A 17,069-nucleotide genomic window follows, 5' to 3' on the forward strand; every position below is an offset into this window, starting at 1 on the left:
TCCGGCGTCAGATATCTTTTTGAGGAGGCAAGCATGCTTAACCCCAATCAATGTGTTCTCTACAGCGGCGGCGCTGCCGGAACGGAACAGTTTTTCGGCGCCCTGGCGGAAAGCTGGGGCATCGAGGAAGTGAACTACAGCTTTGAAGGCCATCAGATCGAGCGCAGCCGCGGCGTGCGCGTGCTCACCTCCGAGGAACTGGCCCTCAAGGACGTCAGCCTGACCTATGTTTCCAAGCTGATGAACCGCGAGTACACCCGCGCGCCCATTTTCCGCAAAGTGCTGCAATCCATCTGCTGGCAGGTCAGCAGCGGCGACCAGATCATCGTGGTGGGCGCCATCCAGCCCGACAACACGGTCAAGGGCGGCACGGGCTGGGGCGCGGAATTCGCCAAGATCTGCAATAAACCCCTGCTGGTTTTCGACCAGCCCCGCGGCACCTGGTTTATCTGGCAGAAAGACGCCTGGAGCGAAGTGGAACAGCCGGCCATCGAGCACGCCCACTTTGCCGCCACGGGCACGCGCTTCCTGGAAGACAACGGCCGCATCGCCATTCAGGATCTGTTCGCCCGCTCCTTCAAGCGCTGACGGCCGTCGGCCTTTATAAGTACGAAGTGTTTTCCGGCCGCGCCTGCCGCTTTGTCCGGCGGCGCGGCCTTTCCTTATTACCCGGACCGGAGGCCGCCCATGAGCCACCAATTCAGTGAAGCGGAACGCGCCGTCCTGCGCATCGTCCAGGCCGATCTGCCGGACACGCTTGCCCCGTATGCCGACATCGCCCGCGAGGCGGGCGTCAGTGAAGCCGAAGTGCTGGAACTGCTGGCCCGCCTGAAGGCCTCCGGCGCCATCCGCCGTTTCGGGGCCAGCATCAAGCATCAGAAAACCGGCTGGGCCCACAACGCCATGGTGGCCTGGAAGGTGAACGAGGCGGAAGTGGACGAATGCGGGCGCATCGCCTCGCTTCACGACCATATCTCCCACGTCTATTACCGTCCCTGTTCCGTGCCTGACTGGCCGTATACCCTGTACACAATGGTGCACGGCCGCAGTGAGGAGGAATGCCTCAAGGTGGTGGATGAACTGCTGCATACCAGCCCGCTCAGGGAATACGCCATCCTCCGCAGCCTCAGGGAACTGAAAAAAATATCCATGACGTATTTCGCCTGACGGCCATGCCGCCGGGCACAAAGGAGAACCGCAGATGGACGATCTTTCCCGCCAGTTGTTTGAAAAAGCCTGCGCGCTGATCCCCGGCGGCGTCAACAGCCCGGTGCGTGCCTGCCACAATGTGGACAGCCTGCCCCTGTTCATCGCCGAGGCCCACGGCTGCCGCCTCACGGACGTGGACGGCCGGGAATACATCGACTTTGTGCTGTCTTGGGGCCCCATGATTCTGGGCCATGACGAGCCCTCGGTGACGGCGGCCCTGCGCGAGGCCGTGGGACGCGGCACCAGCTACGGCGCGCCATGCCCGGACGAAGTGACCCTGGCCGCCGAAGTGGTGGCCGCCATGCCCGGCCTGGAAATGGTGCGCATGGTCAATTCCGGCACCGAAGCCACCATGAGCGCCCTGCGCTTGGCGCGCGGCGTGACCAAACGCCACAAGGTGCTCAAATTCATCGGCTGCTACCACGGCCATGCCGATCCCTTTCTGGCCGCCGCCGGTTCCGGCGTGGCGACCTTCTCCATTCCCGGCACGCCCGGCGTGCCTCCGGCCGTGGTGGCCGACACCCTGCTGGCCCCCTACAACGACCTGGACGCGGTCAAGGAATACTTCGCCCGGCACGGCGCGGACATCGCCGCGATCATCGTGGAACCCGTGGCCGCCAACATGGGCCTTGTCCCGCCCCTGCCCGGCTTTCTGGAAGGCCTGCGCCTCCTGGCAGACCAGTACGGCAGCCTGCTGATCTTCGACGAAGTGATCACCGGCTTCCGCGCGGCCTTCGGCGGGGCCCAGGCCCGCTTCAACATTGATCCGGACCTGACCACCTTCGGCAAAATCATCGGCGGCGGCCTGCCGGTGGGCGCGTTCGGCGGCAAGCGCCGCTTCATGGAACACGTGGCCCCGCAGGGCGAGGTCTATCAGGCTGGCACCCTGTCCGGCAATCCGCTGGCCATGGCCGCCGGTCTGGCGACCCTGCGCAAGCTCAAAACCCTGGATTACGCCGCCCTGGAAGCCCGTACCCGCGCCTTTGCCGAAGCCCTGCGGGATATCCTGCGGGCCAAGGGCGTGCCGGTGCAGATGCCCACCCTGGCTTCCATGTTCTGCCCCTTCTTCAGCGAGGCCCCGGTCACCAACTTTGTCCAGGCCCAGGCCTGCGACCAGAAGCTCTTTACCAGCTTTTACAAGCAGATGCGGGCCCAGGGCATTTATCTGGCCCCCTCGGGCTTCGAAACGGGCATGGTTTCCTTCGTCCATAGCGACGACGACTTCAACCGCGCGCTGGACGCGGCCCTCAAGGTGCTTTTTTGAACCAGATGCCGCCGGTGTCGGCAGCCTCAGGGGCCGCTTCCCGAAAGGAAGCGGCCCCTTCTCTGGCCTGCCACGTCCTGAGCAAGGGCGGGCTGCCCCTGGCCCGACGGCTGGCCGCGCGGCTGGCCGCCGATCCCTGGCGCGCGCCCGACGGCCGGATTGTGGCGGCCTGCCCGCTCAGCGCCCCGGCCCGACTGGCCGGGACGGCATCCGGCCCGTTCACGACCTGGCCGCTTTTCTGGCCGAAGAATACCGCCGCCATGCGGCGCACGTCTTTGTGGGGGCCGCGGGCATTGCCGTGCGCGTGCTGGCCCCCCTGCTGCGGCACAAAAGCCAGGACCCGCCCGTCGTGGTGCTGGACCCGGCCGGGCGCTTCGTCATCAGCCTGCTCTCCGGCCACTGGGGCGGCGGCAATGACCTGGCCCGGCATCTGGCCCGCCTGCTCCGGGCCATGCCGGTGATCACCACGGCCTCGGATCATGCGGCAGGCCAGGCGACAGCATCCCCGGCCCTGGATCTGCTGATCCGGGACGCGGGCCTGCGCATTCTGGACTGGGATCTGCTGCCCAGGGCCCAGGCCGCCCTGCTGGAGGGCCGGAGTCTGCGCCTCTGGGATCCCTGCCAAGCCCTGCCCGCCGTCCTGCCTCACGTTTTCAAACTCCTTTCCGGCGGGGAAGGCGACGCGCCGCCCGTCCACGCTCTTCCGGATGCGAACAGCCCGCCCCTGCTGGCCGCCCATTGGCGATACCTGCCTCCGTCTCCCGGCCTGCTGCGCCTGGCCGTGCCCCGGCTCTACGTGGGCCTGGGCTGCCGTCGGGACATCCCGGAGGACGCGGCCCTGGCCGCGCTGACGGAAATTTTCATTGCCCGGAAGCTGGAAACGCGCGCCGTGGCAGCCTTGGGCACGGTGACGGAAAAAGCGGACGAACCCGCCCTGCGCGCGGCGGCCGCCCGGCTGGACATTCCCCTGCGCGCTTTTCCGGCCGACGAGCTGGCCCGCTGCGTCACGCCCACTCCCTCCGAGGCCGCCGGGCGGCGTTTCCACCAGCCGCCGTTCAGCGTCTGCGAAGCCGCAGCCCTGCTGGCCGCGCGGGCGGACGGCCACAGCGGCCGCCTGCTTCTTCCCAAAATCGTTGTCCAGGAGCGCCTGACCCTGGCCGTGGCCCTGGCTTCACCCCCGGCAACCTCAACCCCAAACCAATCATGACCAACGCGCCTCTTTACGTGGTGGGCCTGGGTCCGGGCGACGCCCGCTGTCTCACGCCCCAGGCCCGTACGGCTCTGGATCAGGCCGCCTGCATCGCCGGTTACCAGCTTTACCTGGACCTGGTGCCGCCGGAACTGCTGCGCGGCAAGACCATCATCAGCACCGGCATGCGCCATGAGGAAGAACGCTGCGCCGCCGCCGTGGACGCGGCTCTGAGCGGCCGGCCCACGGCCCTGGTCTGCTCCGGCGATCCCGGCGTCTACGCACTGGCCGGGCTGACCCTGGAAACCCTGGCGGCGCGCGGCCTGCTGGAGCGCGTGCCCCTGACCGTGGTACCCGGCGTGCCGGCTGTCTGCGCGGCGGCGGCCCTGCTGGGCGCGCCCCTGACCCACGATTTCGCCTGCATCAGCCTGAGCGATCTGCTCACTCCCTGGGAAACCATCCAGCGGCGGCTCACCGCGGCGCTGGAAGCGGATTTTGTCTGCGTCATCTACAACCCGCGTTCCAAAGGACGGCCGCATCAGCTGGACCAGGCTCTGGCCGAAGCCAGGCGCGTCCGGCGGCCCGACTGCCCCGTGGGTCTGGTGCGCAAGGCCTTCCGGCCCGGCCAGGAAGTTTCCGTGCATGCCCTGGCCGACTTTGACGCGCGTCTGGCGGACATGCTCTCTCTGCTGATCATCGGCAACAACGAAAGCCGCCTTCTCGGCCCCTATATGCTGACCCCGCGCGGCTACGCCCGCAAACATCGGCAATAACCAGTCCCCGGCCACGTTGAAAACTGTTTTCAGCGCGCCCCATTGACACAGTATGCCCGGCAACGTAAGCTCGCTCCAATTCTCATGTGCCGCTTTGTCAAGGAGGAAGTCTGCCATGAAGAAATTTATGTTTCTGGCCTGTATCCTGACTCTGGCCCTGGCTCTGCCCGCTCTGGCGGCCCAGCCGCCCGTGCCCGACAAGCCGTTGGAGTTCAAGGGCTCCAAAAAAACGGTGATGTTCCCCCACGCGCCGCACCAGAAGGTGGAGTGCGTGACCTGTCACCACAAGGTGCAGGACAAGGAAAACTTCCAGAAGTGCGCCACTGCGGGCTGTCATGACGATCTGACCGCCAAGAAGGGCGAAAAGAGTCTCTTCTATGTGGTCCACACCAAGACCGGCCTCAAGCATCAGACCTGTCTGGAATGCCACACCAAGGTCGTGGCCGAAAAGCCCGAGCTGAAGAAGGATCTCACCGGCTGCGCCAAGTCCAAGTGCCATCCGTAGACCGGCCCTCTTTCAATGCTGAAGGCGCGACCCCACGGGGTCGCGCCAGAATGATGACAAACCCCGCGTACGCGGGGTTTGCGCCGCTATCGGCTCGTTTGCAAGAAAACTTGCCGGGCGGAAAGGCACAAAAATCAGCCGCTACGCTGCTGTCTGTTTCCCCAAGTCGCATTGCGGCTAAGCCCTTCGGGCAGCTAACGGCACGGCAAAGCCGTGACCTGCTCCTGATTTTTGGTCGCGTTGACGTTGTCAACGCTCTGTGGCGCGGCCCCTTGGGGCCGCGCCTTTTTATTTATGATCGAAAACTCCCCGCTAAGCGGGGAGTTCCAAAAAGGCGAAGCCTATAGCTGTCAAAAAAGAAGCTCTCCTTTGCTACAAAAAAGTTGTCCTGACTTCTGTAGTAGCAAAGGAGAGCGACAATGGATGATCAAAGTTTAGAGCACACGCGTTGGAATTGCAAATATCATATCGTGTTTGCACCGAAATTCAGGCGCAAAATTATTTATGGCAAATACAAGAAAGAAATTGGCCTGATATTAAGGAGGTTGTGTGAGTATAAAAAGATTGAAATATTAGAAGCGCATGCATGTATTGATCACGTCCACATGTGCATAAAAATACCTCCCAAGTATAGCGTGGCACAAATCATGGGATACTTGAAGGGAAAAAGCGCGTTAATGATATTCGAGCAGTTTTCGAACTTGAAATATAAGTTTGGGAACCGTCATTTCTGGTGCAAAGGCTATTTTGTCAGCACGGTAGGGGTGAATGAAGCCACTCTTTTGAAGTATATTCGTGAGCAAGAGATACGAGACAAAATAGCCGATCAGCATAGTTTGTTTGAACATAAAGACCCATTTATGGGTCGCTAGGAATAGCGGCGGAAGTCAGGTCTGGCCTCCTTCAGGGGGCGGACGAGTAACAGGCCCTTATAGGGCCAAATCAAACCGCCCCTTGAAGGGGCGGTGCTGATTCCCGCACTTCTCCCCCGCGCTCCTGTTCCGGCTCGGTGGTCAGTGTCTAATTTTTCAAATTAGACACACAAAACCCATAGGGCGTTGCGGCGGCGTAGCCGCCGTGGCTCAGCGGAAAACCACGTTTTTTCGCTGACGATCCTGCGAAAATTGAGAGCATGACTATGCTCGAAGTTTTTGCAATCAGACATTAGACGGTTTTCTCCGCGAATTTGCGTCTTTGCCTATAAACTGATATATTTTTTTGCCGTTTCTGTATTAGAGCGGGCCAGAGTTTCGTTTCAGCCCGCGCAGTACGGATAACGACAATAACGCCGCGTCGCCGCTGCCCGTTTTTCCAGGCGTCAATGCCGGCGGGAACGCTGTGGAGCGGTGGTCCGCCCGCTCCGGCGCACGCGCGCCGCTCCGTCAACCCCATGAGGTTCGCATGGTTGCCGAGAAAATTGCTGAGACTGATGAAGAAATCATCGACCTCACCGAACTGATAGAAAAAGGCGAGGCCCCGGCGGCTGTTGTCCCCCCGGCCGAAAGCGTCAAAGAAGACATCAGCGTGCACATGCAGAGTCTCAACGACGGCCAGGCCCGGCAGGGCGACGCGGAAATCGACGCCCTTCTGGCCCAGATGGAAGCCGGCGACGAGCAGCCCGTGCCCCCGCCTCCCGCCGCGCGGGCTGCCGCGCCGGAACACAAAGTCGATCCCCACGAAGAGCTCGACATGTCGGGCATGGTCGAGGTGGACAAGCTGCTCGACACTCTGGACATTCCGCCGCAGCCCCATGAGCGCGGGCCGGATGCCGCGCAAGACGCCGATCCCGGGGATCTGGACAATGCCGTGGATGATCTGCTCAACGCCATGAGCGGCTCCGCGCCACAGAAACCCGCTCCAGCGTCCGCGCAGGAACCAGATGTGCATGATCTCCTGGCCGCGGCCTCGCCGCAGCCGGAAGAACCGAATTTCGCCGACGACCTGGACGCCCTGCTGGCTTCAGCCGAGGCTCCCGCTCCGGCCGAAGCATCCGCTCCCGCACCGCAAGCCCGGGAGAATCCGGATCTGGCCGCGGACCTGGACAGCCTGCTGGCCGGTCTGGATGCGGAGCAGGCTCAGCCCGCAACGGCGGAATCCGCGCCGGACAAACCCGCCGCATCCTCGGCAGCGTCCGAGCCCGCGCCGGAAAAAGAGCCTGATCTTGAAATGGACCTGGACGCCCTGCTGGCCTCGGTCGACGCGCCCGCGTCACCCCAGCCGACGAAACGGTCCGGTTCCGGAGAGTGCGATGCATGCATAGATCTGGACAAGCTGCTGGCACCCGCCGGAGCGGAGGCGACGCCCGCCCCCGCGCCGGAAGCCCCGGCATCTCAGACCCCGTCTCCTGATCCGGCCCCGGAGCCGAGCGCGGACCAGAGCAATCCGCCGACCGGCCTGGACGCGGAACAGGATGCCGCCGCAACAGCGGAGCCCGAGCAAGCCCGGCCCTCCACGCCCTCGACAGCGGCGGATCACATGCCGGAGGACGTTGCGCCGGAAGCGGCTCCTGATCTTGAGACAGATCTGGACGCCCTGCTGGCGGTCATGTCTCCGGATCAGGACATGTCGCCCGCCCCCGCTGCGGGTGACGCCGAAGAGGCGGGGAAAACCGACGCCGCCCGGCCGCCCCTGGAAGCCGAGGCACTGGAGCCGGAACCGGCATTGCCCGCCGACAGCATGGAAAATCTGCCGCAAGCCGAGGAGGCGCCGGATCTCCCCGCCGTGGAAGAGAACCCGGCGGCAGAGGAACGTCCGGAATCCGAACCGGAACTGGATCTGGACGAACTGCTGCGCAGCGCCATGCAGGAAGAAGCCGATGCATCCGCGACGCCTTTTGCCGCCTCCGAGGGAACGGAACGGCCCGAGACCGAACCCGCTGTGGTGGCTGACGTCCCGGCTGTGGAAGATCTTTTGCTCATGCCCGCCTCGGAAGAAGACTTGCGAATGGAACAGGTCGCCACTCCGGCGGAGGAAGTCCAGGCCGAATTTGCGCAAAGCGAAGCCACGGCACGGGCCGGGGAGCAGGTCGCCCGGACGGCGGACATCCCGGCAGATCCGGCGGCGCTGCGGGAACTGACGGAGTTGACGGAGCAGGCCGCCCGCCTGGACGAACGCCTCCAGCGTTGTGAAAGCGAACTGGCCGAGGCCCGGGCTCGCGTCGCGGCATTGGAAAAGGCCGCCGCCGCGCCCTCGGCCTCTCTGGAAGATCTTCTGCGCGAGGGTAATCCCCTGCACGACCGTTTCGCGGCCCTGATCGCCTCCTCGGTAAGCCAAGCCCTGAAGGCCATGCCCTCGGGCGTCACGGACGCGGCCCTGGAGGAACGCCTGCAAAGCGTCAGCCTCCTGGGCAAAAGCGTGTCGGTGCGCATGGACGCGCTGGAAAGCCGCCTGGATACCTTGGAACCCCGCTTCAACCAGCAGGTGGAAAAGGCCGCCGCCGGTGCGGCGGCGCGCATTCTGCGCGAGGAAATCGCCAAACTGATACAGGGCTGATCAAGTCCCGGCACAGCCCAAAGCGGATTAACTTTGAAATTTTACAAAATTCAAAGTTAATCCGCTCTAACTGCAAGCCCCTCAAAATTCCCGTCCGGACGCCGCCGACGCGGCGTCCGCATTTTTTACATACCGGCGAGCCGCCTCATGCCCCGCCCGGCACGCGCTCTTGCCAAGGCCCGGCGGAACGCATATGCTGTTGCCCTGTTTTGCGACGCTGTCGCTTCCTGTCGAAAAAATAGAATTATCGCTGCCGCCGATGCGGCGGCCAGGCGTTTCAGCATTGAAATGCTCTCATGACGAACAAAAGGGGCGGGGGCTTGTGTTTCCGTTCTTTTACCCGTCCAGGCGACGAACCCGCTGTGGGTCATCCGGCCATTCCCCAAGGGACGGGTTTTTTATTTTCGCCGGAGCAACTCACTGATCCCGGCGGATACGGACTTTTGAGGCAGACATGGATAAGGATCGCAAGGAAGCCTTGCAGGTGGCCAAGGAACTGACCGCCAAATTCATTGAGACACGCACGGTTTCGCCGGGCAACTTCGCGGAAATCTTTCCCGCCGTCTACCGGGTGGTCTACGAAGCCATTCGCAACAGCGCGGATGAAACCGACGGGCCGCGGGCGTGAGCGCCTCTCCCACTTCCCCATCCGGCCCGGCTTCCGGTCAGTCCCGCGCCCATGACGCGGCCGTGGCCGGTATGTTCGGCCGCATCGCGCGTTTTTACGATTTGCTCAACCGGCTGTTAAGCCTGGGCGTGGACCAGTACTGGCGTAAGGTGCTGGCCCGCAACGTGCGCCTTGGCCAGGGGGGCGTTGTGCTGGACCTGGCCGCCGGAACCTTGGACGTGGCCCTGGCCGTACGCCGCCGCTACCCCACAGCCCTGGTGCCCGCGCTGGATTTCTGCCCGCCCATGCTGGCTCTGGGCCGTCGCAAGCTCAAAGACGAAAACGCCCGGCGCATCCTGCCTGTGGCCGCGGACGCCAAGCAGCTGCCCCTGCCCGACGCCTCGGTGGACTGCATCACCATGGCCTTCGGCATCCGCAACATTCTGCCGCGCGAGGCCGCGTTCGCGGAAATGCTGCGCGTGTTGCGGCCCGGCGGCCGGGCCTGCATCCTGGAATTCGGTTCCGGCCAGGAACGGATCTGGGGCGGGCTGTACAATTTTTATCTGAACCAGATCCTGCCGCGCGTGGGCCGGATGTTTTCCAAAGACCCGGCGGCCTATGGCTACCTGGCGGATACCATCCGCGCTTTTCCCACGGCCCGGAAACTGGAGGAGGAAATGCTGCGCGCCGGATTCGCCCGCGCCTGGCACCTCAAACTGACCTCGGGCATTGTCTGCCTGCATGTGGGGGAAAAGGCATAACAAACCTTGCAGGAAAAATATCAGCCCGGAACTGTCCGCAATTATGGCAACGGTTCCAGGGCTGTCTTTAGAGCATAGAATGCTTGAGATTTCAGTTTAACGGCGGGCAAAGTCGCCCACGAAAATCTCGCGGGCCCTGTTTCACAAGGCCGGGCATTTTAATAGTACAGAGTACTTGCATTGCGAAAATGCTCTAGAGCGGATTTACTTTGAAGTTGTGCCGATTTCAAAGCTGACGTTGCCTTCAGCCTGCGGCGGGAACATGGTCCATCATTGCTCTCTTTATCCGTAGCGCTGCAGTCCTTGTCTGTACGGCTCCTGCGTCGCCTACAGCTAAAGCAACGCTCGTTTTGCTCGCGAACGGCTAAAGGCTCCTTGGCTTCAGGCGTGGGCGTCCGCTCTCGCGGCCGCCAAGGCATTTCAACATTTTCAAAGTTGAACTACGCCAAAAAAATGGATTTTTCCCCCGGCAGGGAAGCGGCGATCGCGGGCCAGGGGGCAAAAAAACTTTTTTTACAGGCAGGCCAGCGCGACGACCAGCAGCCCCGCCGCCACCGCCGCCAGACCGGCCAGGCGCAACTGGCTCTCCGGGCGGGGCAGCAGGCTGGCCATGGCCCGGCGCATGCCGCCGGGAAACAGCGCCCAGCACAGGCCTTCCAGCACAAAGGCCAGGCCCAGGGCGCGCAGAAACAGGGCAAGATCAAATTGCATATTTTCTGGTGACGGAAAATCAGGCTTTTGTAAAGGAAAGAACCATGATCACATTTGAAGCGCTGCAGAAACGCCGTCAGCCTCTGGCCGTGGTGGGCCTGGGGTATGTGGGCCTGCCCCTGGCCGTGGCCCTGTCGCGGCATATGGACGTGCTGGGTTTCGACATCAATGCCGGACGCATTGCGGAACTGGCCCAGGGCCACGACCGCACTCGTGAAGTCAGCGACGAGGGGCTCAGGGCCGCTACGGTGCGCTACACCAGCGACCCGGCGGATCTGGCGCAAGCCGCGGTGATCATCGTGGCCGTGCCAACGCCCATCGACGACCACCGCTCCCCGGACCTTACGCCCGTGGTGGGGGCCACCACCACCGTGGGCCGCCATATGTCCAAAGGTTGCGTGGTGGTCTATGAATCCACGGTCTATCCCGGCCTGACGGAAGAAATCTGCGTGCCCATCCTGGAAAAGGAATCGGGCCTGCGCTTCGGCAGCGACTTCACGGTGGGCTATTCGCCGGAGCGCATCAATCCCGGCGACAAGGTTCACACCCTGGAAACCATCACCAAAATCGTTTCCGGCTCGGATCAGGCCACGGCGGACCTGCTGGCGCAAATCTACGGTTCGGTGGTCCGGGCGGGCATCCACCGCGCCTCCAGCATCAAGGTGGCCGAGGCGGCCAAGGTCATCGAGAACACCCAGCGCGACCTGAACATCGCCCTGATGAACGAACTGGCCGTCATTTTCGAGCGCCTGGGCATCGATACCCTGGAGGTGCTGGAAGCGGCGGGCAGCAAATGGAACTTCCTGCCCTTCCGGCCCGGCCTGGTGGGCGGCCACTGCATCGGCGTGGATCCCTATTACCTGACCTTCAAGGCCGAGGAACTGGGCTTTCATCCGGAAGTGATCCTGGCAGGGCGCCGGATCAACGACAATATGGGCAAATACGTGGCCGAATGCGCGGTCAAGCGGATGATCAAATGCGGACGGGTCGTCAGCGGCGCGCGGGTGGGCATTCTGGGCTTTACCTTTAAGGAAAACGTGCCGGACCTGCGCAATACCCGCGTGGTGGATGTGGTGCGCGAGCTCAGGGATTACGGCGTGGACGTGCTGGTCAGCGACGCCCAGGCCGATCCGGCGGAAGCCCTGCACGAATACGGGCAGGAGCTGGTGCCCCTGGACGAACTGCGCAATCTGGACGCCCTGATTCTGGCCGTGTCCCACCGGGAATACACGGCCCTGACGCCCGACGAGCTCAAGCGTCGCTTCGCGGATCCGGACAAAGCCGTGCTGCTGGACGTGAAGGCCTTTTTCGATCCCTCGGCCATGCGCGCGGCGGGCATCGACTACTGGAGGCTGTAGAGCCGGTGTGCCTGCTGATCTGCGCGGCCACGGGCCGGGAGCTGGCCGCCCTGGCCCCGGCGCTCTTTCCCGAAGCGGACGCTCTGGAGGAAATGCGCCTCATTCCCATGCGCCTCAAAGGTCGGGAGGCGCTGGCCTGCGTCACCGGCGTGGGTCCGCTCAACGCGGCGCTGGCCTTGGGCCATTGCCTGGGCCGGGCGGCGGCGGAGAACCGGCCCGTCACAGCGGTGCTCAACGCGGGTCTGGCGGGCGCGTTTGATCTGGACGCGCTGCCCCTGCGCACGCTCTGTCTGGTGCGCGAGGAAATCTGGCCGGAATACGGCCTGCACGACGGGCGGCATGTGACGGCCAGGGCGTTCAGTTTTCCGCTCTGGCGGCGCGGCGCGGAAGGCGCGGGGGGTACTGAGGTCTATGACCGCCTGCCCCTGCCCGGCCCGGAGGCCCTGCCGGAAGTCGCTCTCAAATCCGACGACATGGATGCGTTTACGGAATGCCGCTCGCTGACCGTGGCCGGAGTCAGCGCCAGCTTTGACCGGGCCCGCGAGCTCTGGAGCCGCTATCACGCGGAGTTGGAAAACATGGAGGGCTTTGCCGTGGCCTACGCCTGCGCCAGAGCCGGGATTCCCTGCGTGGAGATCCGTTGCGTATCCAACAAGGTGGGTCCGCGCAGAAAAGAGGAAAAGGATTTTCCGGGCGCGCTGCAATCCCTCGGCGCGGCGCTGCCCTCACTCAACCTGTTGTGAGCCATGGCAAACATTCTTCTCAAAGCACGCCTCGCCCTGGAACTGCCGCCCGTCAACGCGGCCCTGGAACGCGCCGCCCACGGCCTGCCCGAACCCGTGCGGCCGGTGGCCCTGCACATTTTTGAAGCGGGCGGTAAACGCCTGCGGCCCTTGCTGGTGGTGCTCACGGCCCGCCTGCTGGGCTATGAGCGCGCGGACATCTACGATCTGGCCGTGACCATGGAAATGCTGCACGCGGCCACCCTGCTGCATGACGACGTGCTGGACAATGCCGCGAGCCGTCGGGGCAAACCCGCCGCGCACACCATTTTCGACGTGACGCCCACCATCCTGGCGGGTGACGCCCTGCTGGCCCAGGCCAACGCCCTGGTGGCGGGCTTCGGCGATCCGCGCCTCTCCCTTTGTTTTTCCGAGGCTACCAGCCGTACCGCGGCCGGTGAGATTCTGGAAATCGCGGCCCAGCGCCGGGTGGACACCAGCGCCGAGGAATACGCGGAAATCGTGCGCGGCAAAACCGCCTGGCTGATCCGCGCCTCCTGCCAGCTGGGCGCGCTGCGGGCGGGCGGCACGGACGCGCAGGTGGAGGCGGCGGCCGCTTACGGCGAGAATCTGGGCATGGCCTTCCAGATGGTGGACGACGCCTTGGATTTCGCGCCTGAAAGCCTCACCGGCAAACCCACGGGCGGCGACGTGCGCGAAGGCAAGCTCACTCCGCCCCTGCGCCTTTACCGCCTGGGTCTGGCCGACGGCGAACGCGCGGCCTTTGACGCGGCCTTCGGCTGCGGCCTGATGACCGACAACGACGCCGCCGCCATTGCCGGACGCATCCGCGACGCCGGGCACGACCGGCAGACCCGCCTGGACGCCGACGCTTACCTGGCCACGGCCCGCTCCGCTCTGGACGCCCTGCCGGACAGGCCGGAACGCGAGCTCATGCGCCAGATGGCGGATTATGTGCGCGACAGGAAAAAATAAGGAAGTGCTGATTAATGGTCATTAATCAGCACTTCCGTTAAATTTAAAGATCATGTCCGTTCTTTTTGCGGGGCTCCGCCCCAAACCCCGCCGGGGAGAATGATTCCCCCCGCATACATAAAAGCCGCTGCGAGGAAGCCTACTATGCTCTATCGTGTGGAAACAGGCCTGCATGCCGGGCTGGACGATACCCAGGGCCGCAAGACGGCCCAGCATCTGCGCAAGGCCCTGGGCCTCAGCGTGGCGCAGGTGCGCCAGATCAAGGTTTTCACCGTGGACGGTCTGGGCGAGGCCCAGGTCCGCCGCCTGCTGGATGAAGGTGTCTGGCACGATCCCATCCTGCAACGGGCCTCGCTGGAGCCCCTGCCCCTGCTGACGCCCGAACCGGACTGGTTCGTGGAAGTGGGCTTCCGCCCCGGCGTCACGGACAACGAGGCCCGCACGGCCCGCGACACCGCCGCCCTGGTGCTGGACATCCCGCGCGACAGCCTGCGCGTCTACACGGCGGTGCAGTACCGCATCTGCAATGATCCGGCGGCCCCTCTCAGCCGCGAGCAGATGGAAGCCCTCAGCCGCGACCTGCTCTGCAATACGCTGATTCAGCGCTTCCGGGTCAAGAGCCTGGAGGAATGGCGGGCCGAACCCGGCTTTGCGCCGCAGGCCGCCAAGGTCACCGGCGAAGCCAACGACACGGTGGAAACCGTGCCGCTTTCCCGCATGGACGACGCGGCCTTGCAACAGGCCAGCCGTGAAAATACCTGGGCTCTGAATCTCAACGAGCTGCACCGCATCCGCGACCACTTCACCGAAGCGGGCGAAGCGGCCCGGCGCAAGGCCCTGGATCTGCCCGCCGACCCCACGGACGTGGAAATGGAAGTGCTGGCCCAGACCTGGTCCGAGCACTGCAAACACAAGATTTTCGCCTCGCGCATTGATTACACCAATGAAGAGACCGGCCGTCGCGAGGATGTGGACAATCTGTACAAGACCTGCATCCGCGACGCCACGGCCCTGCTGCGCGCGCGCATGGGCGACAACGACTACTGCAAGTCCGTGTTCAAGGACAACGCCGGGGTCATCGCCTTTATCAACGGCTACGACGCCTGCATCAAGGTGGAAACGCACAACAGCCCCTCGGCGCTGGACCCCTACGGCGGCGCGCTGACCGGCATCGTGGGCGTGAACCGCGACCCCATGGGCACAGGCCTGGGCGCGGAACTTGTCTGCAATACGGACGTGTTCTGTTTTGCTTCGCCTTTCTACGACAAGGCCATTCCCCCGCGTCTGCTGCACCCGCGCCGGGTGCTGGAAGGCGTGCGCGAAGGCGTGGAACACGGCGGCAACAAATCCGGCATTCCCACAGTCAACGGCTCCCTGGTCTTTGACGAGCGCTATCTGGGCAAGCCCCTGGTCTATTGCGGCACCGTGGGCATCATTCCCACGGAAATCAACGGCCGCCCCGGCTGGCAGAAAAAAGCCAATGTGGGCGACATCATCGTGATGACCGGCGGCCGTATCGGCAAGGACGGCATCCACGGGGCCACCTTCTCCTCCGAGGAACTGCACGAGGGTTCCCCGGCCACGGCCGTGCAGATCGGCGACCCCATCACCCAGCGCAAGATGTACGATTTCATCCTGCGCGCGCGCGACCTGGGCCTGTACACGGCCATTACGGACAACGGCGCGGGCGGCCTGTCCTCCTCGGTGGGCGAAATGGCGGAAGATACGGACGGCTGCGTGCTGGACATCGCCAAGGCCCCGCTGAAATACGACGGCCTGCGGCCCTGGGAAATCCTGCTCTCCGAAGCCCAGGAGCGCATGACCCTGGCCGTGCCGCCGGACAAGCTGGCGGAATTCATGAATCTCGCCGCGCGCATGGACGTGGAGGCCACGGCCCTGGGCCACTTCACGGATTCCGGCTTTTTCGAGGCTCGCTACAAGGAAAAGGTGGTGGCCTCCCTGCCCATGGAATTCATGCACGACGGCGTGCCCCAGCTGACGCTGGAAGCCGTATGGAAGGCCCCGGACATGCCGGACATCCGCGTGAACGTCGAGGGGGCGGACGAGGGCGAATTTTTGCGGCGCATGCTGGGTCGCCTGAATATCTGCTCCAAGGAATACATCATTCGCCAGTACGACCATGAAGTGCGCGGCGGCAGCGTCATCAAGCCCCTGGTGGGCGTGCTGCGCGACGGCCCGGCGGACGCGGGTGTGCTGCGCCCCCTGCTGGAGTCGGACGCGGGCTTGGTCATCAGCCACGGCATTTGCCCCAAGTTCAGCGATTACGACACCTACTGGATGATGGCCAACGCCATGGACGAGGCCGTGCGCAATGCCGTGGCCGTGGGCGGCGACCCCGACGCCCTGGCCGGGGTGGACAACTTCTGCTGGTGCGACCCGGTCTGGAGCGAGAAGAATCCCGACGGCCGCTACAAACTGGCCCAACTGGTGCGGGCCTGCAAGGCCCTGCGGCAATTCTCCCTGGCGTTCGGCCTGCCCTGCATTTCGGGCAAGGATTCCATGAAAAACGACTACACCGGCGGCGGAGAACGCATTTCCATTCCGCCCACGGTGCTCTTCTCGGTGCTGGGCGTGATCCGCAACGTGACCTGCACCCAGACCTCGGACTTCAAGCGCGAGGGCGAGCATATCTACCTGCTGGGCGGCACCTGGCGTGAAATGGCGGGCAGCGAAGCCGCCGACGAATTGGGCCTCAGAGGCGGCCGCATGCCGCAGGTGGACGCCGCAGCAGCCCTGGCGCGCTACCGCGCGCTGCACGCGCTCATGGGCCAGCGGGCCATTGCCGCCTGCCACGACTGCTCGGACGGCGGCCTGGCCGTAGCCCTGGCCGAAATGTGCATCGGCGGCCGCCTGGGCGCGGAAGTGGACCTGGACGCTGTGCCCGCCCTGGAGGAAATGAGCCGCACGGAACTGCTCTACAGCGAGTCGGCCAGCCGCCTGCTGGTCAGCGTCAAGCCGGACCTGGCCATGCTGCTGGACGCCCTGGGCCTGTGGCAGATCTGCCGCCGCATCGGCACGGTCACCGGCGACGGGAACCTGACCCTGAAAAGCGGCGACAGTACGGTGCTGCGCGAAAACGTGGAGGATCTGGCCCGCGCATTTAAGCGGACCCTGGACTGGTAACCTCCCCCGCATTTCTCTTTTATCGTTGATGCCGCCCCAGCATTGTTTATGTTGGGGCGGCATTTTTTTGGCTGCCGCAGCGGTCGGCACTTGACCGAATTTCTTTCTAAACTTTTTATAACCGATTGATAATAAAAATTTTTCACTGATTTGACAGAGGCGTTTTTTTTGCGGTATAGTCTGTGCAATAAGAAAAGGCATTCCCCTTGCAGGCGGGCGGCACACGACGCGCGGACGCGTTTCCAGGCCGCCGGGAAAAGCCCTTGGGGTCAGAGTCGCGGGCGCGACCCGTCCGGCTTTTTCAAGACGTCCAACGCGGTCGGCGGGCAAAAGGCCCG

General features: G+C 64.1%; 16 protein-coding genes. 14 read left to right on the top strand and 2 right to left on the bottom strand.

The window, feature by feature from the left end; translation table 11 throughout:
* The first annotated feature begins 33 nt into the window (after positions 1–33).
* The 3 genes from HMPREF1022_RS15925 (at position 34) to hemL (ending at position 2,473) form a co-directional block, all read left to right on the top strand.
* A complete protein-coding gene (locus tag HMPREF1022_RS15925) occupies positions 34–588 on the top strand; it encodes a hypothetical protein (protein ID WP_009303948.1) in 555 nt (184 codons plus the stop codon).
* Positions 589–687: 99 nt separating this feature from the next.
* Positions 688–1,167: a siroheme decarboxylase subunit beta gene (gene ahbB, locus HMPREF1022_RS15930; RefSeq protein ID WP_009303949.1), complete on the top strand. Its 480-nt coding sequence runs from the start codon at positions 688–690 to the stop codon at positions 1,165–1,167.
* Between the two features lie 34 nt (positions 1,168–1,201).
* Positions 1,202–2,473: a glutamate-1-semialdehyde 2,1-aminomutase gene (hemL, locus tag HMPREF1022_RS15935; protein WP_009303950.1), complete on the top strand. Its 1,272-nt coding sequence runs from the start codon at positions 1,202–1,204 to the stop codon at positions 2,471–2,473.
* Here the strand turns inward: hemL and HMPREF1022_RS18720 are convergent.
* Positions 2,457–2,735, bottom strand: coding sequence for a hypothetical protein (locus tag HMPREF1022_RS18720; RefSeq protein ID WP_035062112.1), 279 nt, complete (start codon positions 2,733–2,735; stop codon positions 2,457–2,459). The two genes, hemL and HMPREF1022_RS18720, sit on opposite strands and share 17 nt — an antisense overlap.
* 15 nt (positions 2,736–2,750) lie before the next feature.
* Between HMPREF1022_RS18720 and HMPREF1022_RS15945 the strand changes: the two genes are divergently transcribed.
* The 7 genes from HMPREF1022_RS15945 (at position 2,751) to HMPREF1022_RS15970 (ending at position 9,800) form a co-directional block, all read left to right on the top strand.
* Entirely contained in the window at positions 2,751–3,680 is a 930-nt protein-coding gene (locus HMPREF1022_RS15945) for a cobalamin biosynthesis protein (protein WP_009303951.1), read from the top strand.
* Complete coding sequence (cobJ, locus tag HMPREF1022_RS15950; protein WP_009303952.1) at positions 3,677–4,435, top strand: precorrin-3B C(17)-methyltransferase; 759 nt, start codon at positions 3,677–3,679, stop codon at positions 4,433–4,435. Before HMPREF1022_RS15945 ends, cobJ begins: the two co-directional genes overlap by 4 nt.
* Positions 4,436–4,550: 115 nt before the next feature.
* A complete protein-coding gene (locus HMPREF1022_RS15955) occupies positions 4,551–4,940 on the top strand; it encodes a cytochrome c3 family protein (protein ID WP_009303953.1) in 390 nt (129 codons plus the stop codon).
* 419 nt (positions 4,941–5,359) lie between these two features.
* Positions 5,360–5,812, top strand: a complete 453-nt coding sequence (gene tnpA / locus HMPREF1022_RS15960; RefSeq protein ID WP_008686590.1) for an IS200/IS605 family transposase — start codon at positions 5,360–5,362, stop codon at positions 5,810–5,812.
* 529 nt (positions 5,813–6,341) lie between these two features.
* Positions 6,342–8,432: a hypothetical protein gene (locus tag HMPREF1022_RS15965; RefSeq protein WP_009303954.1), complete on the top strand. Its 2,091-nt coding sequence runs from the start codon at positions 6,342–6,344 to the stop codon at positions 8,430–8,432.
* 454 nt (positions 8,433–8,886) lie between these two features.
* On the top strand, positions 8,887–9,060 hold the full coding sequence (locus HMPREF1022_RS18725; protein WP_008683532.1) for a hypothetical protein: 174 nt from the start codon (positions 8,887–8,889) through the stop codon (positions 9,058–9,060).
* Positions 9,057–9,800, top strand: a complete 744-nt coding sequence (locus HMPREF1022_RS15970; protein ID WP_009303955.1) for a ubiquinone/menaquinone biosynthesis methyltransferase — start codon at positions 9,057–9,059, stop codon at positions 9,798–9,800. Before HMPREF1022_RS18725 ends, HMPREF1022_RS15970 begins: the two co-directional genes overlap by 4 nt.
* Positions 9,801–10,313: 513 nt before the next feature.
* On the opposite strand, the gene HMPREF1022_RS15975 is transcribed toward HMPREF1022_RS15970, so the two are convergent.
* The gene (locus tag HMPREF1022_RS15975) at positions 10,314–10,511 is read right to left on the bottom strand and encodes a DUF2065 domain-containing protein (protein ID WP_008683528.1); all 198 of its coding nucleotides are present in this window, start codon (positions 10,509–10,511) and stop codon (positions 10,314–10,316) included.
* Positions 10,512–10,555: 44 nt separating this feature from the next.
* On the opposite strand from HMPREF1022_RS15975, the gene HMPREF1022_RS15980 reads away from it, so the two are divergent.
* The 4 genes from HMPREF1022_RS15980 (at position 10,556) to HMPREF1022_RS15995 (ending at position 16,731) form a co-directional block, all read left to right on the top strand.
* The gene (locus HMPREF1022_RS15980) at positions 10,556–11,869 is read left to right on the top strand and encodes a nucleotide sugar dehydrogenase (protein ID WP_009303956.1); all 1,314 of its coding nucleotides are present in this window, start codon (positions 10,556–10,558) and stop codon (positions 11,867–11,869) included.
* Between the two features lie 5 nt (positions 11,870–11,874).
* Positions 11,875–12,612, top strand: coding sequence for a futalosine hydrolase (mqnB, locus tag HMPREF1022_RS15985; RefSeq protein ID WP_009303957.1), 738 nt, complete (start codon positions 11,875–11,877; stop codon positions 12,610–12,612).
* Between the two features lie 3 nt (positions 12,613–12,615).
* Positions 12,616–13,587: a polyprenyl synthetase family protein gene (locus HMPREF1022_RS15990; RefSeq protein ID WP_008683523.1), complete on the top strand. Its 972-nt coding sequence runs from the start codon at positions 12,616–12,618 to the stop codon at positions 13,585–13,587.
* A gap of 144 nt (positions 13,588–13,731) precedes the next feature.
* Positions 13,732–16,731, top strand: a complete 3,000-nt coding sequence (locus HMPREF1022_RS15995) for an AIR synthase-related protein (RefSeq protein ID WP_009303958.1) — start codon at positions 13,732–13,734, stop codon at positions 16,729–16,731.
* Positions 16,732–17,069 lie beyond the last annotated feature (338 nt).

Source organism: Desulfovibrio sp. 6_1_46AFAA (assembly GCF_000224635.1).
In the GTDB taxonomy this organism is placed as follows: Bacteria; Desulfobacterota; Desulfovibrionia; order Desulfovibrionales; family Desulfovibrionaceae; genus Desulfovibrio; species Desulfovibrio fairfieldensis.

What these genes read in the sequence shown, in the direction of transcription:
- HMPREF1022_RS15955 (WP_009303953.1), top strand. Translation starts at nt 4,551, where the DNA reads ATGAAGAAATTTATGTTTCTGGCCTGTATCCTGACTCTGGCCCTGGCT.
- hemL (WP_009303950.1), top strand. Translation starts at nt 1,202, where the DNA reads ATGGACGATCTTTCCCGCCAGTTGTTTGAAAAAGCCTGCGCGCTGATC.
- cobJ (WP_009303952.1), top strand. Translation starts at nt 3,677, where the DNA reads ATGACCAACGCGCCTCTTTACGTGGTGGGCCTGGGTCCGGGCGACGCC.
- HMPREF1022_RS15975 (WP_008683528.1), bottom strand. Translation starts at nt 10,511, where the DNA reads ATGCAATTTGATCTTGCCCTGTTTCTGCGCGCCCTGGGCCTGGCCTTT.
- tnpA (WP_008686590.1), top strand. Translation starts at nt 5,360, where the DNA reads ATGGATGATCAAAGTTTAGAGCACACGCGTTGGAATTGCAAATATCAT.
- HMPREF1022_RS15980 (WP_009303956.1), top strand. Translation starts at nt 10,556, where the DNA reads ATGATCACATTTGAAGCGCTGCAGAAACGCCGTCAGCCTCTGGCCGTG.
- HMPREF1022_RS15990 (WP_008683523.1), top strand. Translation starts at nt 12,616, where the DNA reads ATGGCAAACATTCTTCTCAAAGCACGCCTCGCCCTGGAACTGCCGCCC.
- HMPREF1022_RS15965 (WP_009303954.1), top strand. Translation starts at nt 6,342, where the DNA reads ATGGTTGCCGAGAAAATTGCTGAGACTGATGAAGAAATCATCGACCTC.
- ahbB (WP_009303949.1), top strand. Translation starts at nt 688, where the DNA reads ATGAGCCACCAATTCAGTGAAGCGGAACGCGCCGTCCTGCGCATCGTC.
- HMPREF1022_RS15995 (WP_009303958.1), top strand. Translation starts at nt 13,732, where the DNA reads ATGCTCTATCGTGTGGAAACAGGCCTGCATGCCGGGCTGGACGATACC.
- HMPREF1022_RS18720 (WP_035062112.1), bottom strand. Translation starts at nt 2,735, where the DNA reads ATGGCGGCGGTATTCTTCGGCCAGAAAAGCGGCCAGGTCGTGAACGGG.
- HMPREF1022_RS18725 (WP_008683532.1), top strand. Translation starts at nt 8,887, where the DNA reads ATGGATAAGGATCGCAAGGAAGCCTTGCAGGTGGCCAAGGAACTGACC.
- HMPREF1022_RS15925 (WP_009303948.1), top strand. Translation starts at nt 34, where the DNA reads ATGCTTAACCCCAATCAATGTGTTCTCTACAGCGGCGGCGCTGCCGGA.